This window comes from Azoarcus indigens (assembly GCF_004361735.1).
Taxonomy (GTDB): Bacteria; Pseudomonadota; Gammaproteobacteria; order Burkholderiales; family Rhodocyclaceae; genus Azoarcus; species Azoarcus indigens.
Map to the genome: position 1 here is coordinate 42,215 of NZ_SNVV01000008.1, position 25,240 is coordinate 67,454.

The 25,240-nt window shown below is 65.3% G+C and carries 24 protein-coding genes; 5 read left to right on the top strand and 19 right to left on the bottom strand.

The window, feature by feature from the left end:
• Positions 1-19: 19 nt before the first annotated feature.
• From dmpH to C7389_RS10655, 4 genes are all read right to left on the bottom strand, one after another.
• Complete coding sequence (gene dmpH, locus C7389_RS10640; RefSeq protein ID WP_133591173.1) at positions 20-823, bottom strand: 2-oxo-3-hexenedioate decarboxylase; 804 nt, start codon at positions 821-823, stop codon at positions 20-22.
• A complete protein-coding gene (gene dmpE, locus C7389_RS10645; protein ID WP_133591175.1) occupies positions 820-1,617 on the bottom strand; it encodes a 2-oxopent-4-enoate hydratase in 798 nt (265 codons plus the stop codon). Before dmpE ends, dmpH begins: the two co-directional genes overlap by 4 nt.
• 52 nt (positions 1,618-1,669) lie before the next feature.
• Positions 1,670-3,130 (bottom strand): 2-hydroxymuconic semialdehyde dehydrogenase, encoded by a 1,461-nt coding sequence (locus C7389_RS10650; RefSeq protein WP_133591177.1) that lies wholly within the window; start codon positions 3,128-3,130, stop codon positions 1,670-1,672.
• A 278-nt stretch (positions 3,131-3,408) separates the two neighbouring features.
• Positions 3,409-3,588, bottom strand: a complete 180-nt coding sequence (locus C7389_RS10655) for a hypothetical protein (RefSeq protein WP_133591179.1) — start codon at positions 3,586-3,588, stop codon at positions 3,409-3,411.
• A gap of 373 nt (positions 3,589-3,961) precedes the next feature.
• Between C7389_RS10655 and C7389_RS10660 the strand changes: the two genes are divergently transcribed.
• The 4 genes from C7389_RS10660 (at position 3,962) to C7389_RS10675 (ending at position 6,918) form a co-directional block, all read left to right on the top strand.
• Positions 3,962-4,720, top strand: a complete 759-nt coding sequence (locus tag C7389_RS10660; RefSeq protein WP_133591181.1) for a hypothetical protein — start codon at positions 3,962-3,964, stop codon at positions 4,718-4,720.
• A 26-nt stretch (positions 4,721-4,746) separates the two neighbouring features.
• Positions 4,747-5,433, top strand: a complete 687-nt coding sequence (locus C7389_RS10665; protein ID WP_133591183.1) for a hypothetical protein — start codon at positions 4,747-4,749, stop codon at positions 5,431-5,433.
• Positions 5,434-5,458: 25 nt separating this feature from the next.
• Positions 5,459-6,157 (top strand): FRG domain-containing protein, encoded by a 699-nt coding sequence (locus C7389_RS10670; protein WP_133591185.1) that lies wholly within the window; start codon positions 5,459-5,461, stop codon positions 6,155-6,157.
• Between the two features lie 236 nt (positions 6,158-6,393).
• Positions 6,394-6,918, top strand: coding sequence for a hypothetical protein (locus C7389_RS10675; RefSeq protein ID WP_133591187.1), 525 nt, complete (start codon positions 6,394-6,396; stop codon positions 6,916-6,918).
• 265 nt (positions 6,919-7,183) lie between these two features.
• Here C7389_RS10675 and C7389_RS10680 read toward each other — a convergent pair whose 3' ends face one another.
• From C7389_RS10680 to C7389_RS10750, 15 genes are all read right to left on the bottom strand, one after another.
• The gene (locus C7389_RS10680) at positions 7,184-8,245 is read right to left on the bottom strand and encodes an NADH:ubiquinone reductase (Na(+)-transporting) subunit F (RefSeq protein ID WP_133591189.1); all 1,062 of its coding nucleotides are present in this window, start codon (positions 8,243-8,245) and stop codon (positions 7,184-7,186) included.
• A 97-nt stretch (positions 8,246-8,342) separates the two neighbouring features.
• On the bottom strand, positions 8,343-8,699 hold the full coding sequence (locus C7389_RS10685) for a phenol hydroxylase subunit P4 (protein ID WP_133591191.1): 357 nt from the start codon (positions 8,697-8,699) through the stop codon (positions 8,343-8,345).
• A gap of 79 nt (positions 8,700-8,778) precedes the next feature.
• On the bottom strand, positions 8,779-10,296 hold the full coding sequence (locus C7389_RS10690) for a YHS domain-containing protein (RefSeq protein ID WP_133591193.1): 1,518 nt from the start codon (positions 10,294-10,296) through the stop codon (positions 8,779-8,781).
• A 15-nt stretch (positions 10,297-10,311) separates the two neighbouring features.
• Entirely contained in the window at positions 10,312-10,581 is a 270-nt protein-coding gene (locus tag C7389_RS10695; RefSeq protein WP_133591195.1) for an MmoB/DmpM family protein, read from the bottom strand.
• 8 nt (positions 10,582-10,589) lie between these two features.
• Positions 10,590-11,582 (bottom strand): ferritin family protein, encoded by a 993-nt coding sequence (locus C7389_RS10700; protein ID WP_133591197.1) that lies wholly within the window; start codon positions 11,580-11,582, stop codon positions 10,590-10,592.
• Positions 11,583-11,627: 45 nt separating this feature from the next.
• Complete coding sequence (locus tag C7389_RS10705) at positions 11,628-11,879, bottom strand: phenol hydroxylase subunit (protein WP_133591199.1); 252 nt, start codon at positions 11,877-11,879, stop codon at positions 11,628-11,630.
• Positions 11,879-12,814, bottom strand: a complete 936-nt coding sequence (locus C7389_RS10710) for a catechol 2,3-dioxygenase (RefSeq protein WP_133591201.1) — start codon at positions 12,812-12,814, stop codon at positions 11,879-11,881. Before C7389_RS10710 ends, C7389_RS10705 begins: the two co-directional genes overlap by 1 nt.
• Before the next feature lie 36 nt (positions 12,815-12,850).
• Positions 12,851-13,168, bottom strand: a complete 318-nt coding sequence (locus C7389_RS10715; RefSeq protein WP_133591203.1) for a 2Fe-2S iron-sulfur cluster-binding protein — start codon at positions 13,166-13,168, stop codon at positions 12,851-12,853.
• A gap of 446 nt (positions 13,169-13,614) precedes the next feature.
• Positions 13,615-15,300, bottom strand: a complete 1,686-nt coding sequence (locus C7389_RS10720; RefSeq protein WP_133591205.1) for a sigma-54-dependent Fis family transcriptional regulator — start codon at positions 15,298-15,300, stop codon at positions 13,615-13,617.
• A 93-nt stretch (positions 15,301-15,393) separates the two neighbouring features.
• Entirely contained in the window at positions 15,394-16,866 is a 1,473-nt protein-coding gene (locus C7389_RS25140; protein WP_281275375.1) for a methyl-accepting chemotaxis protein, read from the bottom strand.
• A gap of 4 nt (positions 16,867-16,870) precedes the next feature.
• Positions 16,871-17,320 (bottom strand): universal stress protein, encoded by a 450-nt coding sequence (locus tag C7389_RS10730; protein ID WP_133591207.1) that lies wholly within the window; start codon positions 17,318-17,320, stop codon positions 16,871-16,873.
• Positions 17,321-17,338: 18 nt separating this feature from the next.
• On the bottom strand, positions 17,339-19,729 hold the full coding sequence (locus tag C7389_RS10735) for an efflux RND transporter permease subunit (RefSeq protein ID WP_133591209.1): 2,391 nt from the start codon (positions 19,727-19,729) through the stop codon (positions 17,339-17,341).
• A complete protein-coding gene (locus C7389_RS10740; protein WP_133591211.1) occupies positions 19,729-20,844 on the bottom strand; it encodes a WD40/YVTN/BNR-like repeat-containing protein in 1,116 nt (371 codons plus the stop codon). The genes C7389_RS10735 and C7389_RS10740 overlap by 1 nt, the downstream gene beginning before the upstream one ends.
• A 92-nt stretch (positions 20,845-20,936) precedes the next feature.
• Positions 20,937-22,289, bottom strand: coding sequence for a DUF1329 domain-containing protein (locus C7389_RS10745; RefSeq protein WP_133591212.1), 1,353 nt, complete (start codon positions 22,287-22,289; stop codon positions 20,937-20,939).
• A 29-nt stretch (positions 22,290-22,318) separates the two neighbouring features.
• Positions 22,319-24,007, bottom strand: coding sequence for a DUF1302 domain-containing protein (locus C7389_RS10750; RefSeq protein WP_133591214.1), 1,689 nt, complete (start codon positions 24,005-24,007; stop codon positions 22,319-22,321).
• 241 nt (positions 24,008-24,248) lie between these two features.
• Between C7389_RS10750 and C7389_RS10755 the strand changes: the two genes are divergently transcribed.
• The gene (locus C7389_RS10755; RefSeq protein ID WP_133591216.1) at positions 24,249-25,163 is read left to right on the top strand and encodes a LysR family transcriptional regulator; all 915 of its coding nucleotides are present in this window, start codon (positions 24,249-24,251) and stop codon (positions 25,161-25,163) included.
• The last annotated feature ends 77 nt before the right edge of the window (positions 25,164-25,240 follow it).

A 25,240-nucleotide genomic window follows, 5' to 3' on the forward strand; every position in this document is an offset into this window, starting at 1 on the left:
GTTTCCCCCTTGAAATCCCTCAGGCCACGAAGCGCATCGACACGCTGCCCAGCTCCTGGAAGCGCGCCACCACGCTGTCGCCGGGCTTGACCGCGATGGCCTCGGTAATGCCGCCGCTCATCACGAAGCTGCCGGCGGGCAGCGTCTCGCCGAGTTCGGCGAGGATGTTCACCAGCATCGCAATCGCCTCGGCCGGATGGCCGAGCACCGCCGCCGAGGCGCCCATGGCGACGATCTCGCCGTTCTTCTCCAGCACCACGCCGAGCGTGCGCAGGTCCAGTTCCTCGACATAGCGCGCCCGCCCGCCGCCGACGAAGCGCGCGGAAGAGCCGTTATCGGCGATCACGCTGGGCAGGTCGAACTTGAAGCCGGCAAAGCGCGAATCGATGATCTCCACCGCCGGCAGCACGTAATCGGTAGCGGCCAGCACGTCCGCCGCAGTGCAGCCAGGGCCGCGCAGTTCGCGCTTCATGACGAAGGCCACCTCGCACTCGACGCGCGGATGCACCAGGTCGGCGGTGGAAATCGCCGCGTTTTCCGGGCGCGCCATGCGGTCGGTGAGGAAGCCGATGGAGGGCACGTCCACGCCCATCTGCTTCATCTTGGCCTTCGACGTCAGCCCCGCCTTCCAGCCCACCTGGCGATGGCCCTGGGCGAGGTAGCGGCGGCGCAGTTCGTTCTGCACCGCGTAGCCGTCGGCGATGGTCATCGCCGGGTATTCGTCGGTGAGCTTGGGGATGGCGCTGGCGCGGGTCTGCGCGCCTTCGACGCGCTCGCACAGGCGCACGATGTCCTCGCGCGACAGGGTCAGGTTCTGGCTCATGCCGCGCTCCTTCCTGCAAATTTCACCCGGCAGCTGCCGAGCCCGCCCACGGTGCACACCAGTTCGTCGCCATCGGCCACCGGCACCAGCGCCGACTGCGAGCCGGACAGGATCACCTCGCCAGCCTTGAACGGAATGCCCCGCTCACCCAGCGTGTTGGCCAGCCAGGCCACCGCGTTGGCCGGCGAACCCTGTACCGCAGCGCCGACGCCGGTGGAGTACAGCTCGCCGTTCTTCTCCAGCACCATGCCGGCCAGCGTGATGTCCAGCCGGCGCGGATCGCCCTTGGTCTTGCCGAGCACATACACGCCGCAGGAAGCGTTGTCCGCCACCGTGTCCTGGATGCGGATCTTCCAGTCGGTGATGCGCGAATCGACGATCTCGAAGCAGGGCACCACGTAGTCGGTGGCGCGGATCACGTCCATCGCCGTCACGCCCGGCCCCTGCAAGTCATCCTTCAGCACGAAGGCGAGTTCGGCCTCGGCCTTGGGCTGGATCAGCGTATCCAGCGGCAGCGTGTCGCCTTCCTGGTAGACCATGCCCGAGGTGAGCTGGCCGAAGTCCGGCTGGAACACGCCGAGAAAGTCCTGCACCGGCTTGCTGGTCGCGCCTATCTTCTTGCCGACGATGGTCTCGCCCGCCTGCAGCCGGCGCGCCACGTAGCGCTGCTGGATGCGGTAGGCATCGTCCAGGGTGATCTCTGGCGCCTGCTCGACCAGCGGCGGGATGGTGCGGCGCGCCAGCCACGCTTCGTAGAGCGCGTCGCCGTAGTGGCGGATCTGTTCCTCGTTCATGGATCCCTCTGTGGGTGGGGAGATGGGATGGGGTCGCGCGGCGCCGACCGCCCTACAACTTCACGCAGACATTCCGCGTCTCGGTGTAGAACTCCAGCGAATGCACCCCGCCCTCGCGCCCTATGCCGGACTGTTTCGACCCGCCGAAGGCCGTGCGCAGATCACGCAGGAACCAGCTGTTGATCCAGGTGATGCCCACCTCCACCCGCGCCGCAACGCGGTGGGCGCGCGCCAGATTGGTGGTCCAGATCGTGGTCGAAAGCCCGTAGTCGGTGGCATTGGCCAGCGCGACCACTTCCTGTTCGCTGTCGAAGGGGCGGATGTGGCAGCAGGGGCCGAAGATTTCCTCGCGCACCACCGCGGCGGTTTCGGGCAGGCCCGTCCAGATCGTCGGCTGCACCCAGGCGCCCTCGGCCAGTTCGCCGGGCATGTCGGGCACGCCGCCGCCGGTCACCACGGTGGCGCCCTCCTCCACCGCCTTGGCGTAGTAGGACAGCACCTTGCACTTGTGCTCCTGGCTGATCAGCGGGCCGTAACTGGCGGCGTGGTCTTCCGGGCGGCCGTACTTCACCGCCTCGGCCTTCAGCTTCAGCGCCTGCACGAAGCGCTCGAAGATCGGCCGCTCGACATACACCCGCTCGGTGCCGAGGCAGACCTGCCCGGTGTTGAGGAAGGCGGAGCGGAAGATGCCATCCACCGCGGCGTCGAAATCCGCATCGGCGAAGACGATGCCGGCGTTCTTGCCGCCCAGCTCGAAGGACACATCGCGCATGCCCTCGGAAGCCGCCTTCATGATGGCCGCGCCGGTGCGGGTTTCGCCGGTGAAGGTGATCGCATCCACGCCCGGATGCTGGGTGAGGAAGGCGCCGGCGGAATCCGGCCCAAAGCCGTTCACCACGTTGTACACACCCTTGGGCACACCCACCGCGTTCATCACCTCGCCCAGCAGCGCGGCGGTGTTGGGCGTTTCCTCGGAGGGTTTCACCACCACGGTGTTGCCGCAGGCCAGCGCCGGACCCAGCTTCCACGTCATCAGCAGGAAGGGCGCGTTCCACGGGCAGATCACGCCGATCACGCCCTTGGGCACGCGGATCGCGTAATTCAGCGCCCCGGCGCCGTCCGGCGTCGCCATCTGGAAAGCCTCGGTCGGCACGTTCTTCACCACGTCGGCGAAGACCTTGAAATTGGCCGCGCCGCGCGGGATGAACACGTGGCGCATCACATGCGAAGGCTGGCCGGTGTCGGCCATCTCGGCCTCGACGAAATCCTCGAAGCGGCGGGTAATCTCGTTGGCCACGCCATACAGCAGTTCGACGCGCTGGTCAGTGGTCAGCCCGCCCCATTCGCCGTGCAGCGCCGCGCGCGCCGCCTGCACCGCCGCATCCACCTCGGGCCGTCCGGCCTCGCTGATCGAGGCGATCACCGTGTTATCCACCGGCGAACGCTTCTCGAAACGCCGGCCACTGGCGGCGGCGCGATATTCGCCGGCAATGAAGTTGTCGATCTGACGCATCTGCTCCTCCGTTATCCGCCCCGCCGCCGCGCTGCCTTGGGAAGCGGCGGGATGGCGTTGGGTTCTATTCGAAACTGAGTCTAAGAAGCGGGAGAAATACCGTCCAATACCTTATTTTTCGAAACTGAATACCTTCAGGGTATCGGGATGCCCAACCCTGCTCGGGTGCGGCGACTGCGCTTCAGGCGCCTTCATCGCCGCCCACCACCCCGGCAAGTGGCCCGCCCCGCGATCCCGAGAACGCACCCGGTACGCGCCCCGAGCCCCATCCCCACCTGCTAGCAGAACAGGCGCGCAAAGGTGCTCGCATCCTGGTAGCCAACCCGGTTGGCCGGCGCCTCCACTGTCGCCCGCCACGGCATGATCGCGGCGGCCTCGCCAGCAAGCGCGCAATGCGCACCTTCTCCCCGGGCGGCCGTAAGCGAGACCGACTGCATATGCTTGTACTGGACAGCCATACGCCGCTCGTTTTGCCTTGCGTCGAGCACTTCGATGAGCAGCTAAGGCCGAGAGCAGGTGTCTGAGCGCTGCTACAACTGCTGCATCGCCTGAGTCGGCAATCAAGCTTCGCCCTGAGCCGATAGCCAGCCCACGCCAAGCGAATGGCCGTGGCCAGCCACGAGCAATACGTCACAGTTACACTTCATCCGTTCGACATACATTATTGCCGACACGTCGCCGGGTTTGGACCCCCATTTAGGACTGTGTATAACCTGGGATACACGCAAAAGTGCTTATGCGTCAGCTCGTTACCAATGCGGTATTTTTCGATCTATACCGCAGATCTCCGGATGAGTCCGCGGATTTGCGGACTAAAGCACATTGGGCATCATGAATGCTGCGGCAATCCGACACTCTGAGCTACGCTCGGCACTCGAGTGGTACTTCGAGTCAAAGAATCTCGCGCTCAAGAACGCACTTGGACTCCGTTGTCCATTGTGTCCGGAGCAACAGAAGGAGGTACGTCAGTACTACTCCGAGTATTTTGTTGCCCTTGTCTCCGCCACTGAGTTGTTGTGCGAGCCGAGCTACGAATTCAGCACACGGTTCAAAGACCAGCTAAACGCGGCTCTTTCCTTCGAAGGTTTTCCGGATGGGAAGGGCAATTACGACTACATTCGCGAGCTCCGAAACAGCATTGTTCATCGTGGGCTAGACATATGTTCAGCGGCGCATGTTCATGAAAATCGTCTTCTTGTCATAGCCCCTAAAAGGGTGTCTGATCGAAATGGGAAGAAGTCATTTTCGGCTTTTGGTGGGTACTTAATTGAAATTATTGCTAAGTGCGAAGAGGCGGTCGGCCCATACATTGCAAAGCACTTAGAAGAAGTGGGCCTTTTGAAGCCTCTTCTCACCCAAGATCAAGCTAGGGCCGAGGCGAGTAGGTTTCTTGCAGAGGCTCCTGCAGTTCCAGACTGGGTAAAGCAGAATGCCTCTGACCTCATCTCCCAAGTAGATTTCATTCAGGCGCAGGTATCAACGATAGAGAAATTGGTCGACCTATTGAACTTCAACGTTCTCTTCGCTGAAGATGATGCCCAACCCTGCAATGCACCGGACCTTGCGCATAAAACCGCGCAAGGCCGATGATTTTGAACGTCAGAGGAAATACGTGTGTGGCGATGAAACAAGGCACCGATGATCTGGCGGCACTTGAGGAGGCTTTCGGCCTCCCTCAAAAATTCATTGACGGCCTTATCAATGAAGATGACTGGTCTCTCATCATTAAATCGCACGCATTACTAGAGTCAGCGTGTTCAGGCATGCTCTGCCATTATTTCGGAAAATACGAGCTCATCGACATATTTGCGCACCTTGATATGAGCAATAAAAAATATGGAAAAATCGCCTTTATTTCAGCTTTAAAACTCTTGAGCAAAGCAGAAAGGCGATTTATCTCTGAGCTATCGGAGCTTAGAAACATGCTCGTACACAACGCATCAAATGTGACGTTTTCTTTAGAAAATTATTTCTCGAACGCTACCAAAGAAAAGCAAGAAAGATACCATTCCGCCCTAAATTTGCGTCTGAAAAAAATTTCTACAAAAACCGAAGTTATCGAAGGCGTTAATCTCCTAATAAAAGAACCTAAGTCCGTAATCTGGAGCTCATTAACCCAATGCCTAAGCAGCATCTATATTCAAGACATTTTTTCCATAAAGCGGAACGAACTAATAAGTGATGCCCTAAAAAAAATAAAATCAGCGAGGCCAATCGAGATTAAAAAAGAGGACATCCCTCTAACAGTTGGTTCAAAATCGTTCGCCTCGCTCACTCGGGACGGAATAAAGCCCGCCCCTTAACCAACGTTATGCAAATGGAAATCACATGAGAGAGTTTTACATAGAAAGCTTGGAAGAGTTTCTAAAAACACCTTTATGGGATACTCATACAATGATTTTTCGCGGGGTCTCCCAAGCCTCATATGAACTCTCCCCATCAATTGCGAGAATCCCCGCCAAAGACGAAAAATCGAGGTTCGATTTTGAGCAGGAAGTCTTTGAAGAATTTCAATTAAGAGCAATCCCATACATAAAGCGCGAGCCAAAGTTGAAAATAGAATGGCTTTTTCTCGCACAGCACTACGGAATACCAACGCGACTACTAGATTGGACAACTAATCCATTAGTAGCACTTTTCTTTGCCACACAAAATAACAATGAAAACGATTTCGCAGTTTACAAAAAAATGCAAACAGAATGGTTATCCGGCGACATTGATCCATTTGAATTAAAAGAAGAATATGGCATCCAGCCTAGCCACAGTGACATTCGTTATGTGAATCAAGCAGGTGTATTCACAATCCATCCGAACCATTCAGTTGAAAGCAGCAAAAACAGCGTCGCCAAGTACACATTTCCCTGCGCCGCAAAGGAAGAGATTCGGTGGCGCCTAGGAAAATATGGTATTAAGACATCTTTCATCTACCCAAACCTCGATGGCATTTCAAAAGACATAATAGAGGAATGCAAGACTCGGCTTAATGGTGGGAGTATGCGGTCAACCTCACCTTTAGATTGGGCATAACTATGTGCTCAACACCGTTCGCTTCGCTCATTGGACTCGCAAAAGCTACACTTTTGCTCGCTGGTTAGCACAAACGTTAGCCGTCAAACGCACCTATGGACCAAGTTCTCCGCGACCCGATTTGGCAATTCATCGGCGTTCTCACTTCCATGCTCGCCCTCGTGGTAGCGGTTCTAGCGATCCGATACCAACAGCAACGAAAAGCACTGGGGTACCACCTTTCTTTCGATAGCCCAGTGTTCTACCTCTTCAACAAGGCGCTTCGAGACCGATTGGTCGTCACCCTGGATGGGAATCCTGTGAGCGGGCTGAGCACGCGCGAAGTGAGCTTCTTCAACCTGGGAAACACGCCGATCACCCCCGCCGATTTCGTGGAGCCACTGTCTGTCAAGTTCGAGGACGAACTGCGGGTTCTCGGCGTAGCGGTTAGTGATGCGCACCCAGAGAATCTCGGCGCATCTGTGAGTAACGCAGGAAACACCTTCGTTGTTTCGCCAGTTCTTCTCAATCCCGGCGACGAGTTTGTTCTCCAGTTCCTGGTCGAGGAAGACAGAGAAAAGTACAGCGACTCGCCTATGGTTTCGGGGAGGATCGCTGGTGTGCAGCGGCTGGAAGCTCGATCAAGCCGGCCGCGAGCCAGATACCGGATCGAGTACTACGGATTTCGCGCGGTGCGAGCGGCTCCCTACTTCGTGCTTGGAATCATTGCAAGTTGGGGGGCGTCCTTGGTGTATCGCTGGATCGACGCGACAGCAAAATGACGGCTAACCATTCCTCTATGAACGCCCCGTAAATTAAGACAGATCATGTTTCCGACTTTCCGGGGTGAATCACCTGCAGTCGTATATCCGGCATCTGTGGTGGGTTCTGAATAACCCGAGCCGACATGGATTCGGCCCGCGATACGCCAATCGGCACAAGCAACTGCAGGTGAGCAGAGGTGTTATCGACATCGAAGGCTGCGCGTTCGAACCTCCTGCCGCAGGCGTGGCGACCGGTCGCTATAGGCAAACGCACTCAACCCCCTCAAATCGCCTTAAACAACGGACTCCTAACCTGCTGCGCATCCGCCGCGGAAATGAACTTCTCCATATAAATATCCCGCTCGAACAACCGCCCCTGCATCAGCGTCGTGATACACGCGTCTATCATCAGCGGCGGCCCGCACAGGTAGGCCTTGTGCCCGCGGAAGTCGTTGTCGAACGCGGCCTTCGCGGCCTCATGCACGAAGCCGCGGAAGCCGCTCCAGCCCGACCCTTCCGGCTCGTGCGACAGCGCCGGCACGTAGCGGAAGTTGGGATGGCGCTCCGCAAGCGCCAGGAATTCATCGTGGTAGTACAGCTCGGCGCGGCTGCGCTGGCCGTACACCAGGGTGATCGGCAGGTCGAAGCCTTCTTCCAGTAGATCGAGAATCATCGAGCGCGGGCTGGATAGCCCGGAGCCGCCGGCCATGAACACCACCGGCACCCGGGCGGATTTCTTCACGAAGAAGCGGCCGTAGGGGCCGGTGATGCGGATGGGGTCGCCGGCTTTCAGGTGTTCGTGCACATAGCCCGTGCCCTGCCCGCCGGCGACGATGCGGATGTTGAGTTCGATTTCGCCCGCCGCCGATGGCGGGCTGGCGATGGAGAAGGCGCGGGTGCCGATGCCTTCGGGCAGGTGCAGGTTGATGTACTGGCCGGCCTGGAAGCGCATGCCGTCCGGTGCGTCGAGCTTGATCCACACGCCCTTGATGGTGGGCGTGAGGCTTTCGATGCGGCTCACCACGCCGTCGAAGTCGCGCACCGGCAGGTTGAGGGCGTCGGGGTCGTCTTCGATTTCGGCTTCGATCACCAGGTCGCTTTCGGCGGTGGCGCAGCAGGCGAGGCATTTGCGCTCGTCGCGCTCGAAATCCATCAGCGCAAAGCTGGAGGCAGCGCCGTGGTCGACGTCGCCGTCGCTCACCTGCACCTTGCAGGTGGCACAGAGGCCGTGGCAGCAGGCGTGGGGCAGGTAGATGCCGGCGCGCAGCGCGGCGTCCAGGATGGTTTGCCCCTCTTCGATCTCGATGGTCTGGCCGAGGGGTTCTATCGTCAGTTCGTAGCTCATGGCTCCTCCGTGGGGTGTTGCCGGCGGGCGCGCTGCCGCCGCCCTGCCCCGCTGGCGTCGATGCGCGGGGCGGCAGGCGGGCGGCCCGCCGTGGTGCTCAGGCAGCGGGCGACAGGCTGTTGGGGCCGGGCGTGCGCAGGCGCAGCTGGTCCTTGTGGCCGATGCCGTTGGCGGCGAGGCTGGCGTCGAAGTCCGGCGTCCAGGGCTGGTTGGATTTCAGCCATTCCACCCGGCTCCAGTCGACCGCGGCGGCGTCCGGGTCGGGCGACATCAGCGCCTTCAGCGGGCCTTCGACGAGCTCGCGGAACGGGGTTTCCGGCGGCAGGCAGATCAGGAAGGGGGCGGCGAACAGCAGGTGGCGGTCCCAGCTCACATACACGAGCTGTTTGCCGTGGAAGTTGGCGGCCGGGTCGCGCGGGACGCCGACGTATTCCCGGATGGCGGTGACGGGCATTTCGATTCTCCTGGCATGAGGGCTCCCGCCGGGGCCGGACCCCGGAACGGAAGCTGCGGTGGAAGCCTTGTGGAAGGGATTACTGGTTGGATGTCGCCAGCCCGCGCCATTGCTGGAAGTTGCGCTGGTCCTCGGAGCCGGCGTAGTCGCCGTTGTCGGTGCCGTCCTTCAGGCTCACCCAGTCCATCCAGGCGCCGATGTCGCCCTGCTGGTCCTGGAACAGCGCCGGCATCGGCAGCCAGGCCTGGATGTATTTCTCCGGCTCATGCTCGAACACGTCCTGGCAGCCATCGGAGCAGAAGTGGTACTTCTCGCCCTTGTAGGTGGTTTCGCGGTTGCACAGCATGGTTGGGTCGTCCGGCTCGGTGAACACGATGGGCAGCTGGCAGCACTGGCACAGCTTGGCGAGGCCGAAGTTCTTGTACGGCGTGCCGGCGGCGGCGAGCTTCTTGATGTGGTTCCAGCGCGGGCGGTAGTGCTTGTCGAAGGTGGCCGGGTACTTGGCGGACAGCCAGTCCATGTCCTCGTCGGACGGAATCCAGCTGTGGAAGGCGGTGCCGAAGCTCCACTGGTACAGGCCCAGCATCAGCTGGTGCGACATGTGGTCGATGGCCTTTTCGGCGTCGTCCCAGCCCTTGGGCGGGCGGATGCCGTAGCGGGCGAGGTCGCGGAACAGCGCGCCGCCGTTTTCCACGCCGTAGATTTCCCAGGCTTCGCGCCAGGACATCACGCGCTTGGGCAGCATGTAATCCATCATCGTGCTCACCAGCCCGAGCACGCGGAAGCCGCGCCAGAACCACTTGTCTATCCAGGCCTGGACGATGGGCAGGTTGTCCGGGTCCTGTTCCAGCATGAACTTGATGCATTCCAGGCCGAGCGTCATGTGGCGCGCTTCGTCGGATTGCGCCGAGAAGCCGAAGGTCACCGTGGCCATGTCGCCGTTATAGGCGGCGCCGGACATGAAGGGCACGAACAGCAGGTTGGTGAGCACGTATTCGAAGCTGAAGCCGATCGCGATCATGAATTCGAACGGCCCGGCCGACATCGAATCGTCGAAGAAGGAGCGCGCCACCGAGGTGTACCAGATGCGGTCGCGGGCGTCGGCGAAGGCGTGGAAACCGTTGTAGTAGCGGTTGTAGTTGGACATCGCGTGGATCTGCGTCTGGGCGTGGCGCAGTTCGTCGATGGCCTGCATCTGGCACGCGACCTGGGTGCCGACGCCGGCGAATTCGCGCCCGGCGCGGGCAAAGCCCTTGTGCGCGGCGTATTCGCCCGGGCTGATCGCCTGCAGGAAGATCTTCAGCGCGGTGAGGTAGCGCGCGTCGGTGATGTTGAGGTGGCCGTTGTTCTGGGTGTGGGCGTCGATGATCGCGTAGAACTTGCGCTCCTTCTCGGCCTGGTACTTCCAGTAGGCGTCCATGGTGAGGCGGAAGGGGTCTTCCCACTTGTCCCAGTCGTGCACCTTCAGGCCCTCGTACTTCACGTAGGGGTAGATCTCGTCCTTGCTGCGGTAGCTCGGCTCCCAACCCAGGTCGCGGGTCAGCAGCTTGTACTTGTCCTTGAGGTTGAGCTTCTTCTTTTCGACTTTCATGTCCATGACGGGTCTCCGGGGTCAGCTGTTCCAGCGCAGGGTCAGGGTTTCGTCGTCTTCGTCGACGTTGCCCGAGAGGGTGATCAGGTTGATCTGCAGTTCCTGCAGGTCGAAGGCGCGGCCGAGTTGCTCCTCGATGGTCTGCTTGCGGATCACCAGCTCGTCGGGGGCGTCGATCTTGACCATCGCCGGCTGGCGATGGACCACCGCCCTGGGGTTGTCGAGTTCGATGGCGTCGATGATGGGGCGGGTTTCTTCGTTGGCTTGCAGGGCAATGAATACGGTGGACATGGCGTGCCTCAGAGGGTGATGCCGATCTTGTCGAGCCGCTGCTTCAGGCCCGCCAGCTGTTCGCAGACGGCCTCGTCCGCTTGGGCGCCGAGCGCGAGCTCCACCACCGGCAGCAGCGCCGCCGCCGCGCGGCTGCTCCACGCCTGCGTCCATTCGCTGAGCTGCGCCTGGTTTTGAGCGGATTCAGCGGCGGCGACCTTCACCACCGCATCCACCCACTTGCGCGTTTCGGCGAACCAGTCGGTCATGAACCGGGTGAGCATCGCCACCGCCGAGCCGCCGCGCACCGAGAAATCGTCATCGACGATGCGTTCGTAGATCAGCGGGTACAGCAGGCCGTCCAGCGCCAGGTTCTGCGCGACGAAGAGCTCGAAGGGGTCGCGCACCACCAGGCAGTCCTCGACGTAGCGCCGCAGCGGCTGCCAGGCGGCGCCGTCCATCCAGGCGCGCTTGCCGGCTTCCAGCGCCTCGGTGCCGCCCAGCAGCAGGCCGAGGCGCGACAGGTACTGGGCGATGCCGAGGTTGTCCATCGCCTGGTACATGCAGGGCTGGGTGAAGGCTGCGCCGTAGCCGTAGCCGCAGATGAAGCTGTTGTGCTGGTTTGCGCCCCAGGCGGCGTGACGCAGCGGCACCAGCACCGCCAGCGCGGTGTTGCGCAGCGCGTCCGGCAGCCTGTCGGCCAGGCCGCGGCTGTCGACGAACTCGAAATTGGCTTCGGCGGTGTCTTGCTGGCGGGCGCGGGCCAGGGTGTAGGTGTTGTAGTAGTACTGGCGCGGGTCCTTCAGCGCGTACCAGTCCTGCATCACGATCCTGGTGATGGAAGCGTCGTAGAGCTGCTGCTCCGGCGCCCAGGTGGGGCGGTAGTGCAGGTTCTCGGCGGCCTGGATGTCGTAGCTCGCCTCCTGGTAGCGCGACGCCGGCTTGTCGCCGAAGCGGCGCGCGAGGTGGTCGAAGGTGTTCCGCAACGGCTGGATGCTCACCGTGCGCAGGTCGATCTGCATGGATGTCTCCTCGGCGGGCGCTCTATGGCGGCGCCCTGTTGTGGGTTATTGCGGCTTGAAGCGGGTGCGGGTGGCGTCGGCGAGGCGCCAGTTCCAGTCGTCGGCACCACCCTCGCCCGCCGCGGCCTCCAGGCGCTCGACGTGGTTGGCGTGGCAGAACTCGGCGAAGGCGGCCGGCGGCAGGATCATCTCGACGAAGATCTCCGGTTCGCCGACGGCGAAGTCGAACTCGACGAAACCGTTATCGCGCTCGCCGGTGACACGGACGTAGCGGCGGGTGGTGTCGAATGGGGCCATCAGGTCACCACGCTCAGGAAGCTCTCGTGCAGCTTGCGCTGCGGGTAGTCGAGTCCGCCGCCGGCGCCCAGCCCGTCGAAAGTCCAGGTGGTGGGCTCGTAGTCCGGGTAGGGCTGGTAGCCGCCCATGAAGGTCTCGAAGCGGTTGCCCGACGGGTCCCAGGCGTAGATCGTGCAGCCGCGGGTGACGCCGTGGCGGGTGGGGCCGATATCCACGGTGACGTTGTTCATCGCCATGATGTCGGCCGCGCGCAGCACCTCTTCCCAGCTCTCCAGCAGGAAGGACAGGTGGTGCAGCTTGCCCGGCTCCGGGTGCTCGACGAAGGCGATGTCGTGCACCTTGTGCGAGCACGACAGCCAGATCGCCACGTTGCCCGCGCCGTCCGGGGTCAGCACCCGCTCCACCAGGTAGAAGCCGAGCACGTCGCAGAAAATTTTCTGCACCTCGGCGATGTTGGGGCCGTAGAGCAGACAGTGGTCAAGCCGCACCGGGGCGATGCCGTTCTCGGAGGCCTTGGTCCACGGCGCCGGGTTGAGCACCTGCAGGCCGTTGCCCACCGCCCGCTTCTCGGCGTAGAGCTCGATGTCGTGCCCGGACGGCAGGCGGAAGCGCACGCGCTCGCCGGTGGCCAGCAGCTCGCCGGCGGGGATGCGCTCGGTGGCGAGGCCGTAGGCGCGCAGGTCGCCTTCCAGCTTGTCGAGCGTCGCCTTGTCCAGCACCTTGAAGCCGACGAAGTCGATCCCGGCCTGGTCGGCCTCGCGCAGCACCAGGCTGTTGTGGTCGCGCTCGTCCCAGCACTTCAGATACACCCGGCCCTGTTCGTCGCGGCCGGTTTCCACCATGCCGAGCACGTCGCGGTAGTGGTGCACACCTTCTTCCAGGTTCAACACGCGCAGTTGCGCGTGACCCGGGCGCAGTACGCCAGTCAATGCCATCTGGTACTCCTCCTCGTTATTGGAATGAAGCGCCGCTCAGGCCTTGGCGGCCGGGCGGCAGACGTTCTTGTGCATGCGGCCCAGCACACGCAGCGAAACGTCGGAGAGCGGATACGCCTTGCAGGCGAGCAGGCAGCCGCGCGCCTCTTCGTCGGCGCTGACGTGGGCGCGGCTCATCGCCCCGGTGGTCACCGCGCCGCGGGTGATCTCCACCTTGCAGACCCCGCAGCCGCCACCGTGGCAGCCGGACGGAATCCCCCGCCGCCCCAGCCGCAGCATCGCCTTCAAGAGGGATTCACCCGGCACGCAGTCGTAGCGCTCGCCGGTGTCCTCGATATGCACGTTCACACCCATGTAAGGCCTCCTTTGTCTGCCCTGCCCTTTTTGTCACGCCGGGCTTTGGATCAGCTCGATTGATGGGCAGGTAAGCGCTGTTAATGCAGAGGGCGTGCCATCAGGGTCAAGTGCTTGTTTTTATTGGGGGCGGGAGAAGCGGCGGGCGGTGGGGCGGGAAAGGGGACGCGAACGGGCCTTACAAATTGGTAAGGCGGGGGTTTTGGTGGACAAAAACGTCGAGGTGCACTGCAGCAGGGGAAATGGCTTTGCCCTTTCCCCTTCAAGGCAGCGAAACAGGGGTTCGGCAAACACCGTTCGCCGCCGGGCTGACGACGCGACGCAGCGAAAGCTCCTGGGTCGCGGTGGGGGGGAGGAAACTGAACAAAAACGCCCCAGCGGTTCGGAACCGATGGGGCGTATCCAGATGCGCCAAGACCCGCGAGAAACCTGCCTGAGGCCCTCCCCTACTCCGCCGCGGCCGTGTTCTGCTTCAACCGGTAAGCCAGCTGCCGCCGCGTAATCCCCAGCGCCCTGGCCGCATGCGTGAGATTCCCCTTGGCCTGCTGCACGGCCAGTTCGATCAGCCGCGCCTCGTGCGCTTCGAGGTTGAAGCCCTCCTTCAGCAGCGCCTCGCACAGCTTGTTGTGCGAACTCTCCCTCGCATCGCACAGATGCCCGCCGGTATCGAGTTCCACGCCCGCCGGCACCACCGACTCCGCGCCGGCGAACAGGTGCTCTTCCTCCAGCCGTCCGCCCGGCGGTGCCAGCAGCACGCCGCGTTCGATCACGTTCTCCAGTTCGCGCACGTTGCCCGGCCAGGGGTAATCGACCAGCGCGCGGATGGCGCGGTCGGTGATGCCCTGCAGCTTCTTGTGATAGACCGCCTCGTACTTGCCGAGCAGGGCCTGGGCGAGCAGCGGGATGTCGCTGCGGCGGTCGCGCAGCGGCGGGATGGCCACCGGGTAGGTGGCGAGCCGGTAGTAGAGGTCGGCGCGGAAGCTGCCCTGCCGGATCGCCTGCGGCAGATTGACGTTGGTGGCCGCCACCAGGCGCACGTTCACCTTGCGCGTCTGGTCGTCGCCGAGGCGTTCCACCTCGCCGGACTGCAGCACCCGCAGCAGCTTCACCTGCGCCGCCGGCGACAGGTCGCCGACTTCGTCGAGGAACAGCGTGCCGCCGTCGGCGCGCTCGAAGCGGCCGGCGCGGGATTGCTGGGCGCCGGTGTAGGCGCCCTTCTGCACGCCGAAGAGTTCCGCCTCGATCAGGTCGTGCGGAATCGCCGCGCAGTTGATCGCGACGAAGGGCTTGTCGGCGCGGTCGCTGTGGGCGTGCAGCCAGCGCGCGAACACCTCCTTGCCGACGCCGGTCTCGCCGAGCAGCAGCACGTTGATGGCGCTGCCCGCCGCCTTGCGGACCAGCTCGAAGGCCGCCTCGAAGGCGGGCGAACTGCCGATCAGGTCGTCGCGCTGGCAGGCGCCGCCGAGCGAGGCCCGCAGGCGCGCGAGTTCCTCGCGCAGTTCGGCGAGTTCGCCCTCGATATCGCCGGGGCGGAAGTAGTCGAGGTAAGCATCGGCATTGCCCCACTCCTCCGCCGGCTTGCCGACGAGCACGCAGTGTTCGTCACCCTTGCCGACGCAATGGGTCTCGCGGAAGACGATGAAACGATTGAAGAAGCGGGTCACGTAGCCGGAGGCGTAACCGATCAGGCTCCAGCAGGCCGGCGAATCGCCGATGCCGAAATCGCGGACGTGCGCCTCCGCCTCCCAGGAGTTCTCCCACTTCACGTCGCCGATGAAGCTGCCCTGCTCCCAATCCAGCTGGGCGTTGAGGATGCGGGTGCGCACCAGGCCTTCGAAGGCGTGCAGTTCCGGCCCCAGCCGGAAGACGTCCTCGCGCTCGCTGTCGCGGAACAGCTTGCGCGCGAGGTCGGCGTCTTGCTGTCCCGAGGCGAAGCCCATGCGCACCAGCAGGCCGCGCGCACGTTCCACGCCGAGGGAGCGGAACAGCTCGGTGCGCAAGGCGCCCATCGCCTGGGCGTGCAGCAGCAGCATGCGGCTCTCGTCCAGCCAGATGTTGCCGCCGTCGATATCGAAGCGTAGCCGCGAGCGCAAATTGAACTGCTCGACCAGCCCCTGTTTTTCAGTCCCCATCACGCCTCCGGGTCGCGCCCCTCTGCCGGGGGCCTGACCGTGTTCTTCCGTCTGTCCCGCACTCTACCGCGAACGTGATAGCGCCGCCCGGCATCACGCCGCAGCGGCGAGCGCGGCATAGGCCTCCTTCACCGCCTGGTAGGCGGGCCGCACCTGGGCCGGCGCCAGCTTGCGCGTCTGTTCCAGATCCCCGCGGCGCGCATGGGCGAGCGCGTCGTCGCGCACCCGGCGGTAGGCGGCCAGCCTGTCGCGCAGTGTGCGCAACGGCAGCGCCAAGGCCGCCGCATCCAGGCGGGCGAGCTGGGTGTCCATCTCGCCGTCCAGCACTTCGATGCGTTCGATATGCGGCAGCGCCTGCTCCGGTGTGCGCGCGTTGAGCACCATGATGTTGTTCACCCGGGTTTCCTCGATCGCGTCCAGCACCGCGCCCAGCGCGTCGTGCTGCACCTCCAGCCGCCCGGCCAGCGCCTTCATGTCGACCAGCTTGAGCATCAGCCCGCGCAGGCCGTCGTTGCAGAGGTTGATGCGGTCGTCGAGCATGCGCGCCAGCGTGTCGACGCCGGTCATCGCCTCCACCACCGCGCCGCCGGTCTGCGCCCCGGCGGTGGCGCGCGCGGCAATCTCGGCCACCGCGCTTTCACTGTCGCGCGCGGCGGCGGCGATGCCTTCCAGCGTCGCCATCGCCTCGCCGCTGCGGGCGACGCCGTCGTGCGCCATGCCGGTCACCGCGTCGATGCCGTGCTTGAGATGGTCGAAACCGCGGCCGATGCCGTCGATGATCTCGTCCACGCTGACGGTCGCGGTCGCGGTGCGTTCGGCGAGCTTGCGCACTTCGTCCGCCACCACCGCGAAGCCGCGCCCCTGCTCGCCGGCGCGGGCCGCCTCGATGGCAGCATTGAGCGCCAGCAGATTGGTCTGCCCGGCGATCTCCTGGATGATGCGGACGATCTCGCCGATGCGCGCCACCTGGCCGCGCAGGCCGTCGAACTCGCGGCCGACGCCCGCGATCACCTCGGCAAGTTCCTTCACCCCGGCGGCCACCCGCGCCACCCGCTCGCCGCCGTTGGCGGCATGGCTGCTGACCTGGGTAGCGAGGCCCACCAGATGCGCCGCGCCCGCCGCCACGTCGTCGGCCGCGCCCGCCATCGCCACCACGCTGCCAACCGCCTCGCGCGCCAGCGCGGCCTGGCGGTCGGTGGCGTCCACCACCTCGGTGAAGGTCGACACCTGGCTGCCGCTGAAGGCGGCGAGTTCGCGTGCCAGCCCACCCATGCGGGTGGCGTAACCCACCTTGTCCGCCAGCAGTTCGTTCAGGCGCGCCACCGAGGCGGCCGGATCGGCAATCGCCTGCGGGTCTTCCAGCAGCGCGCGGATCGCGTCCACCGCCCCGCCCACCCGCCGGTGCGCGTTCCACGCCATCCACAGCGCCGCCAGCGCGCAGACGACGCCGACCGCGACCACCACCCAGCCCGCGCTGCCACCCACGGCGCCGCCCAGGCCGGTCGCCGTCAACCCAGCCAGCAACAGCGACGCCTGCGCCGCGCGGCCGCCCGTTCCGCCCGTCACGGCGCTAGTCCTGTGCAACGCGGGCAACCAGCACCGGCAGCCGGGCTTCCGCCAGCAGCCGCGCCGTCTCGGAGCCGAGCACTAGCCGTTGCAGCCCGCTGCGGCCGTGCGAGGCGATGAAGATCAGGTCGGCGCCGAGCTTTTCCGCCTGTTGCAGGATGGCTTGGTGCGGATGGTCGGAGACCGCCCACAGCGCCCGCCACGGAATGCCGGCGGCGGCGCCGGCCTGCTCCGCCGGTTCCAGCACCGCGCGCGCCTCGTCGGCAAGGCGCTGGGCGAAGGCGGCCGGGTCCAGGCTGCGCTCCAGCGCGCCGGCATCGGTGGCGCCGAAGTCGGCCACCGCGTGGAAGAAGGTGACGCGGGCGCCGACCGCGGCGGCGAAATCCAGCGCCTGCCGCGTCAGCGCGGCGGAGATGGCGGAACCGTCCAGCGGGACGAAGAGGTGTTGGTACATGGTTGATCCTCGCGTGGGTCAGGCGGCCTTGGGGCGCAGCAGGAAATGGCCGAGCGCGGGCAGCAGGATCAGCGCGCCGAGCATGTTCCAGATGAACATGAAGGCGAGCAGGATGCCCATGTCGGCCTGGAACTTGATCGGCGAAAACGCCCAGGTCGCCACCGCGATGCCCAGCGTGACGCCGGTCAGCACCACCACCTTGCCGGTGAAGGTGAGCGCCTTGTAGTAGGCCTCGGACAGGCTCATGCCGTCGCGCATGCGCGCCAGCGTCACCGTCATCACGTACAGCGCGTAATCCACGCCGATGCCGACGCCGAGCGCGATCACCGGCAGCGTGGCCACCTTCACGCCGATGTTGAGCCACACCATCAGCGCCTCGCACAGCACCGAGGTCAGTGCCAGCGGCAGCACCGCGCACAGCACCGCCCGCCACGAGCGGAAGGTGATGAAGGCAAGCACCGTCACCGCCGCATACACCAGCAGCAGCATCTCGCGGTTGGCCTGGCGCACCACGATGTTGGTCGCGGCCTCGATGCCGGCGTTGCCGGCGGCGTTGAGGTAGCGCACCTCGCCGTTGCCGTACTGCGCGGCGAAGGCCTCCACCGCGTCGACCACGCTCGCCAGCGTGTCCGCCTTGTGGTCCTTGAGGTAGGCGTAGACCGTGAGCAGGTCGCAGTTCTGGTTGAACATCTCGCGCGGCGCCCGGGTGATGATGGCGTTGAGCACGCCCTGCGAGCGCGGCACCTCGTACCACTTCAGGCTGCCTTCGTTCATGCCGACGGCCGACACCTTGGCCAGCCCGGCGAGCGACTTGGTCGATTCCACCCCCGGCAGCTGCTGCAGCGCCAGCTCCAGCGCATCCACGCCCATCAGCGTGTCGTAGGCGGCGCAGCCGTACTGCGGCGTCTTCACCATGACGATGTACACATCGCTGCCGGCGGCGTAGTTGGCGACGATGTAGCTGTTGTCGCGGTTGTAGCGGGAATCCGCGCGCAGCTCCGGCGCGCCGGGGTCGGTGTCGCCGATCTTGAGCTGGAAGCTGAGCACCAGGCCGGCGACGCCCATCACCGCCGCCACGGCCACCGCAATGCCCGCCCACTTGCGCTGGGTGAAGAGGTCGAGGAAGGCCCAGAACGGATGCTTGCGATGCGCGCTGTCCGCCGCCTCCATCAGCTCGGCCTTCAGGCTGCGGCGCGCCGCTTCCGGGCTGACCCCGGTGTAGGACAGCAGGATGGGCAGCAGCACCAGGTTGGTGAAGATCAGCACCGCCACGCCGATGCTGGCGGTGACTGCGAGGTCCTGGATCACCTGGATGCGGATCACCATCAGCACCGCGAAGCCGACCGCATCGGCCAGCAGCGCGGTAACACCGGCGAGGATCAGGCGGCGGAAGGTGAAACGGGCGGCGACCAGCTTGTGGGTGCCGCGGCCGATGTCCTGCATGATGCCGTTCATCTTCTGCGCGCCGTGGCTCATGCCGATGGCGAACACCAGGAAAGGCACCAGCACCGAGTAGGGGTCCAGTTCGTAGCCGAGCGTAGGCAGCAGCCCGAGCAGCCACACCACCGCCACCACCGAGCAGGCCACCACCAGCACGGTGCTGCGCACGCAACGGGTGTACCAGTACAGCACCGCGGTGCAGATGCCGATGGCGAGCAGGAAGAACAGCGCCACCTGGCGCAGGCCGTCGATCAGGTCGCCCACCACCTTGGCGAAGCCGGTGATGTGGATGCGCACATGCTGGCCGTCGTAGCGCTGGCGCAGCTCCTCCAGGCGCTGGCCGAGGTCGCCGTAGTCGATGCGGCCCGTGCCGTCTGCACGCGCTTCCTGCAGCGGCACCAGGATGATGCTGGAGGCGAAGCTGCCCGCCACCAGCTGGCCGATCTCGCCGGAGCGTTCGACATTGAGCCGCACCTGCTGGACGCTTTCGGCCGAGCCGTCGTAGTCGTCCGGGATCACCGGCCCGCCGTCCAGCCCGTCTTCGGTGACGCCGGTCCAGCGCACCGCCGGCGTCCACAGCGACTTCATGAAGGGCCGGTCCACCTCCGGGAACAGGAACAGCTCGTCGGTGAGCTTGCGCAGGGTGTCGAGGTATTCCAGCGTGAAGATGCTGCCGTCGGTGCTTTCCACCGCAATCCGCAGCGTGTTGCCGACGCCGGCCAGTTGCGCCCGGTTGTCGAGGAAGTTGGCGATGTAGGCGTGCTGCGTCGGAATCATCTTCTCGAACGCGGCATTGAGCCGCAGGCCGCCGATCTGCCACGCCAGCACCAGCGTCGCCAGCGCGCACAGCGCGACGACCACCAGGCGATGGTTGAACAGCAGGCGCTCGATGCGCGAACCGGACTCGCGGTCGAAGTCTTCGAGGCGCATCACCACGGCATCGGCGGCGCCGGTATGACTGGGGTTCATCACTTGCCTTCCGTACTGGAATCAATCGGGGCGAGGCGCAGCGGGCCGCGCACGCTGGCCATCACCAGGGTTTTGTCGGCGCCCTCGGCGAGCGCGGTGAAGCGCGGCCCGGCGCTGGCCGGCAGTTCTTCGAAGCGGGCGCCGCCATCGCTGCTGCGCAGCAGGCGGCCGGCCTCATCCACCAGCACCAGCGCGCCGTCGGCGAGCCGCGTGCCGGCGACCACCGATTCGCCGCGGCCGGTGTTCACCTTGGTCCACGCCGCACCGGGCGCGGGCTGGTGGAAAAGGTTGCCGCGCAGGCCGAACACCACCGCGCCGTCGCCGGCAAGCAGCGCGCCGAAGAAGGTGCCGTTGTAGGGCGAGGCGAGCGGCGCGAAGCTGGCGCCGCCGTCTTCCGACGCGAACATCGCGCCCTGCTCGCCCACCACCAGCAGGCGTGCACCCTGGCGGGCGATGGCGTAGAGATGGCGGCCGCGCGGGTCGCCGATGCGGTCCATGATCGAGTGCCAGCTGCGGCCGCCGTCCTCGGTCGCCAGCGCCAGGCCGTAGGCGCCGACCACGAAGCCGCGCTGCGCATCGACGAAATGCACGTCGAGCAGCGGCTTGTCGGGGCCGTCGTCGACGAGACGCTGCGCATCCGCCAGCCGGCGCGCGCTGGCGGCATCGCCCGCGGCGGCAGCCTGGGCTGCTTCCAGCACGCGCTGCGCCGCCTGGCGGCCGTCGAGCTGGCGTACCCAGGTTTTGCCGCCGTCCGCGCTATGCAGCACCACCCCGCCGTGCCCCACCGCCCAGCCGTGCTGCGCATCGGCGAAGTGCACATTGGTCAGCGCCACGCTCACCGGCACCGCGTCGGCCTGGCGCCAGCGCGCGCCGTTGTCGTCGGAAAGCAGCACGGTGCCGCGCTCGCCCACCGCCACCAGGCGGTCGCCGGCGCGGGTGATCGCCAGCAGCAGCGCGGTGTTGGCGCGCGGCGTCGTGGCCGCAGGCTGTTCGAGCAGGTCGAAGCGCGCGGCGAGTGGCGCTTCCGGCGTGGCCGCATGCAGCACTGGCATGCCCAGGCCGAGGGCGAGCAAGGCCGCCCCGACCCGCCGCCGGGTAGAGATTCTGGTGTTCATGATGTCGTGTTCCCTGGCGCCGGCGATGGCCGGCTCAGCGCGGCGTCCGCGGCCGTCGAAGGGCCGCGGAGGGACCGCTGAAGCAGACAGGATCAGCGCACGGCTTCGGCCGCGACCGCATCCCCGGTGAAGTAGTTTTCGCTCTTGCGCGGCACCACGCGGAAGTCCTCGCCGTTGAGCGCCTGGATCACGCTCATGGTGCCGGCCTGCAGGTTGAACACGGTGGCGGTCTTGATCAGCGTGGCCGGCACGCTCGGCACCACGAAGGGCGTCACCTGGGTGGTGCGCCACAGCTTGCCCTCGGCGTCGTAGCCGTCCATCAGCAGCAGCAGCCAGCTGTCCTCGTCGAAGTAGAAGCGGCGCTTGGGCACCGCATGGCGCTTGCCGGAAGCGACCGTGGCTTCCACCTCCCACACCCGGTGCAGCTCCCAGCGCACGTGGTCGGGGTTGAGGTGGTGCTTGGCGATGGCATCGTCCAGCTTCGCGCCGATCAGGCCGTTGGTGTTGTACGGCACGTACATCTCTTTCTTGCCGACGATCTTCCAGTCGTAACGGTCCATCGCGCCGAAGAAGCCCTGCACCTCGTCGAAGTAGTTGGCGCCGGAGGCGACGAAGTCGGGCGTGTCGTAGGCCACCGTGGGCGCCCGCCGCACGCGGCGCTGGCCGACCAGGTATTGCCAGGCCTGGCGCGGATTGGCCGGGTCGATGGTGTCGCGGATGACCAGCGATTCGCCGGCCTTGAACGGCGGTTCCAGCGTGTTGAAGCGGAACATCGCGTACTCGCCCGACCAGCGCTCCGGCGCGCCGTCCTTGTAATAGAACGGGTACTGGAAGGCGATGTCGTTGCGCGTCGCCAGCGTGTGGCTGCCGTCGGCGTTGCCGACGATGTTCTTGAAGCGGTACTCGATGGACTCCGCCTCGACCCGCATCAGGTAGTTCCAGATGACCTCGGCGCCGTCCTTGGGAATCGGGAACGGCGTGCCGCCGAAGCAGCCCTCCAGCGAGCGCTTCTCGTCCTTCAGCGAACAGCGGGTGGCGTTCTTGAAGGCGTTGTCGTAGACGTGCTGGGGCGCGGCGGCGGTGCGCTGGGTCGGGTAGACGTCGACGCGGAAGCTGTCCGGATACTTGGCGAGCAGCAGCCGGGTGCCCTCGCTGAGCTTGTCGGCGTACTGGGCGGCGTTCTTCGCGCTGATCTGCAGCAGCGGCTTGTCGTTGGCGAGGAACTGCGTCGGGATGTCGCCGAGCTTGTTGCCGGCCACCGGCTTGGTCTGGCCGCCGGTCCAGGCGGGAATGCTGCCGTCCTTGTTGCCGGCGCGCTCGCCACCCAGCGGCGTCAGCGTGGTCTTGAGGGCGGCGGCCTCGGCCTCGGTCACCGCGGCCTGGGCCTGCGGTGCGATTGCGAGCAGTCCGCCAATGGCGATGCACAGCATCTTCATGCGCAACATGGTCGTGTCTCCAGTCGTTGTAGTCGTGTTCAGAACGTGCGCTGCACGGAGAGCGAGATGAAGTCGCGGTCGCCGTGGAAGTTCTGGTAGGAAAGCTCGGGCACCGCGGTGTTGTAGCGGATCACCGAGCCGGCGGAGCCGATGTAGTGCGTGTAGTTCAGGCTGGCCTGCCAGGTCTTCTGGTAGTCGCCCTTCACCCCGATCGAGATGTTGCCGCCGTGCTCCGAGGGGAACAGCGCGCCGTTGACCGAGCTGCGCCCGGAGATGCCGTAGCTCACGCCGATCGGCACCTGCAGGTCCAGCCCCGGCACCACCTGGAAGTACTCCGGCTGGAAGATGAACTGCACCGCGCTGGCGTCGCGGGTGGCGCGCGGATCGAGCTGATCGGCGTTCTTGCTGATCGACAGGCGGCGGTTGAAGGCGAATTCGCCGATGAAGGAGGCGCCATCCCACAGCGGGCTGGCCGCCAGCACGGCGAGCGCGGACAGGTTGAGGTGCAGGGTCTTGCCGACCGGGTAGGCCGCGTTGCCGCCGCCGTTGGCGGTGGCGTTGCCCGGCATGATCACCGTGTTGCCGCTCGCCACCAGCGGCATGTTGTCGCGGAAGGAGAGCTCGCCCGCCACGTTGGTGTCGCCCAGCAGGGTGCTGAAGCTCGCCCCCACCATGCGGATGTTCTCGCCGAAGACCTGCACGTAGTCGCCGATGCTGCCGGCCTGCGCGTTCACGCCGGGGCGCACGTAGAACTGGGGCATCTTGTCGTGGTAGCGCGCTGCGTAGAAGCCGAACTCGGTGTCGTCGAGCTTCAGCCGCAGTTGCACCCCGCCCTGCCCGGAATCCCGCGCCTCGATGTCCTTGCCGCGGTAGGCGACGGCGCCCGGCCCGAGGATCAGCGATTCACCGCCGTTATCGACAAAGTCGGCAAAGCTGAAATAGCTGCCCGCCGCCGGCAGGCGCGTCTTGCGCCACTCGAACTGGTAGTAGGCGCCGACGGTGACCTTGGGGTTGATCTGCACCTGGCCGGAGATCTGCCCGATCGGCCGCAGGATCTCCTTGAACTGCGAGTTGGGCACCGACAGCGCCTTGATCAGATCGAGCGAGGTCTGCGCCGCGGCGATGCCGTTGGAGCCGAAGAACAGGCTCTCGCCGTAGAGCTGGGTGAAGCGCCCAGCCTTGACGTTCACATTCATGTCGCCCGGGCTGAAGTTGGCGTAGGCGAAGGCATCCAGCACCTCGGCGTACTGGCCGTGCAGCTTGCGGGTGGAGCGGGTGAACTCGTCGTAGTCGGCCGAGCGCGAATTGACCAGCGCGCCACCGGCGGCGCCGGGGTTGTCGTTGCGGCGCTGATAGACGCTGTCGTACCAGCCGGCGCCGCTCAGGCGAAAGCCGTAGTCGCGCTTGTAGCGGAAGTCGAGTTCGGTCAGCAGGTCGAGCCGGTTGGAGATCAGCCCGCGGCCGAAGTTGAGATCGCCGTCGTTGGTGTTGGCCTGGGTGCCGGCGGAGTTGTCGGCAACATCGCCATCGGCCCCGCGCAAGCGCCACGCGGCGCTGTACTTCACCGTGTTGTCCCAGCGCAGCACCACGTCCGGGTTGCCGGTGTCGATGGTGGCTGCGCCCACGGCCGCCGGCAGCAGCCCGCCAAAGGCGACGGCCAGGGCCTGCACCAGGCAGCTGTATGGGACCACGCGCGGACGGACGGCCCGCCTTGAATCAAACGCCATGTCTTCCTCCTGTCGTTGTTATCGCTGTGGGGCGACTGGAGGCCAGGGAGGGAGCAAACCGCCCCACCCCCGACCCGCATCGCCATCAGCTGTTATTGCCGGCCCGGGCCTCGCCTTTCCTGCGAGCCCCCTGCCGTCATGAGGAAAAATTACCGGCGCGCCTCATTACCGTCCAATACCCATTCAAGGCTCACCTAATACCTTCGCGGTATGATGAACACCCTCGAACGGGACGCCGCCCATGGATATCCGCCAACTCCGCTACTTCATCGCCGTCGCCGAGGAGGCGAACATCGGCCGGGCCGCCACCCGGCTGCACATGTCGCAGCCGCCGCTGACCCGCCAGATCCAGCAACTGGAAGAAGAACTCGACACCCAGCTCTTCGTGCGCACCCCGCGCGGCATGGAACTGACCCAGGCGGGCACGCTGTTCCTCGCGGAAGCGCGCAACATCCGCGCCCTCATCGAGCAGGCCACCGAACGCACCCAGCGCGCCGGGCAAGGCAGGCTTGGGCGGCTGGACGTGGCCATCTTCGGCTCGGCCATCCTCGACCGCATCCCCAAGCTGATCCTGAATTTCCGCAACGAATACCCGGATGTGAACGTGGTGCTGCACACCATGACCAAGGCCGAGCAGATCGCGGCCTTGCGGCAGAACCGCATCACCGTGGGCTTCAACCGCATGCTCGCGCCGCTGCCGGACATCCGCAGCGAAGTGATCGCCACCGAGGCGCTGCTGCTCGCGGTGAACCTCAACGATCCGCTGGCCGCGCAGCCCGCCTTGCCCTTCGACGCGCTCGCCCGGCGTCCTGTGATCCTGTTCCCCTCAGGCGCGCGCCCCAACTTCGTCGACAAGGTGCTGGCGCTGTGCGAAGCGCGCGGCTTCATCCCCGAAGTCGCGCAGGAGGTGGGCGACGCGGTCACCGGCGTGGCGCTGGTCGCCAGCGGCTTCGGCGTCTGCGTGGTTCCGGAATCGGCAACCACGCTGCAGTACCCCGGCGTGGCTTACCTCCCCTTCGCCGACGCCCCGGCCGACGCTCGCGTCGACCTCAGCTGCATCTACCGCGCCGACGACCACTCGCCCATCCTGACGACCTTCCTTGCCTCCGTCCGCAAGTCGGCGGCACTGCAGGACGGGGCGGCGCGCGGCGCGTAAACACCCCGCGCTGGCGAGGCCGCCGCTTCCGCGTGGCGGCGGTCTGGCTGCACGAGCGGTTCTCCTTTTTCCCGCGC

Bases quoted from the DNA above. Each gene is read 5' to 3' on its own strand.
- C7389_RS10695 (WP_133591195.1), bottom strand. From the start codon at position 10,581: ATGTCCACCGTATTCATTGCCCTGCAAGCCAACGAAGAAACCCGCCCC.
- C7389_RS10705 (WP_133591199.1), bottom strand. From the start codon at position 11,879: ATGGCCCCATTCGACACCACCCGCCGCTACGTCCGTGTCACCGGCGAG.
- C7389_RS10740 (WP_133591211.1), bottom strand. From the start codon at position 20,844: ATGAACACCAGAATCTCTACCCGGCGGCGGGTCGGGGCGGCCTTGCTC.
- C7389_RS10670 (WP_133591185.1), top strand. From the start codon at position 5,459: ATGAGAGAGTTTTACATAGAAAGCTTGGAAGAGTTTCTAAAAACACCT.
- C7389_RS10710 (WP_133591201.1), bottom strand. From the start codon at position 12,814: ATGGCATTGACTGGCGTACTGCGCCCGGGTCACGCGCAACTGCGCGTG.
- C7389_RS10650 (WP_133591177.1), bottom strand. From the start codon at position 3,130: ATGCGTCAGATCGACAACTTCATTGCCGGCGAATATCGCGCCGCCGCC.
- C7389_RS10730 (WP_133591207.1), bottom strand. From the start codon at position 17,320: ATGTACCAACACCTCTTCGTCCCGCTGGACGGTTCCGCCATCTCCGCC.
- C7389_RS10750 (WP_133591214.1), bottom strand. From the start codon at position 24,007: ATGGCGTTTGATTCAAGGCGGGCCGTCCGTCCGCGCGTGGTCCCATAC.
- C7389_RS10655 (WP_133591179.1), bottom strand. From the start codon at position 3,588: ATGGCTGTCCAGTACAAGCATATGCAGTCGGTCTCGCTTACGGCCGCC.
- C7389_RS10720 (WP_133591205.1), bottom strand. From the start codon at position 15,300: ATGGGGACTGAAAAACAGGGGCTGGTCGAGCAGTTCAATTTGCGCTCG.
- C7389_RS10685 (WP_133591191.1), bottom strand. From the start codon at position 8,699: ATGCCCGTCACCGCCATCCGGGAATACGTCGGCGTCCCGCGCGACCCG.
- C7389_RS10660 (WP_133591181.1), top strand. From the start codon at position 3,962: ATGAATGCTGCGGCAATCCGACACTCTGAGCTACGCTCGGCACTCGAG.
- C7389_RS10680 (WP_133591189.1), bottom strand. From the start codon at position 8,245: ATGAGCTACGAACTGACGATAGAACCCCTCGGCCAGACCATCGAGATC.
- dmpH (WP_133591173.1), bottom strand. From the start codon at position 823: ATGAGCCAGAACCTGACCCTGTCGCGCGAGGACATCGTGCGCCTGTGC.
- C7389_RS10745 (WP_133591212.1), bottom strand. From the start codon at position 22,289: ATGTTGCGCATGAAGATGCTGTGCATCGCCATTGGCGGACTGCTCGCA.
- C7389_RS10700 (WP_133591197.1), bottom strand. From the start codon at position 11,582: ATGCAGATCGACCTGCGCACGGTGAGCATCCAGCCGTTGCGGAACACC.
- C7389_RS10755 (WP_133591216.1), top strand. From the start codon at position 24,249: ATGGATATCCGCCAACTCCGCTACTTCATCGCCGTCGCCGAGGAGGCG.
- dmpE (WP_133591175.1), bottom strand. From the start codon at position 1,617: ATGAACGAGGAACAGATCCGCCACTACGGCGACGCGCTCTACGAAGCG.
- C7389_RS10735 (WP_133591209.1), bottom strand. From the start codon at position 19,729: ATGAACCCCAGTCATACCGGCGCCGCCGATGCCGTGGTGATGCGCCTC.
- C7389_RS10690 (WP_133591193.1), bottom strand. From the start codon at position 10,296: ATGGACATGAAAGTCGAAAAGAAGAAGCTCAACCTCAAGGACAAGTAC.
- C7389_RS10715 (WP_133591203.1), bottom strand. From the start codon at position 13,168: ATGGGTGTGAACGTGCATATCGAGGACACCGGCGAGCGCTACGACTGC.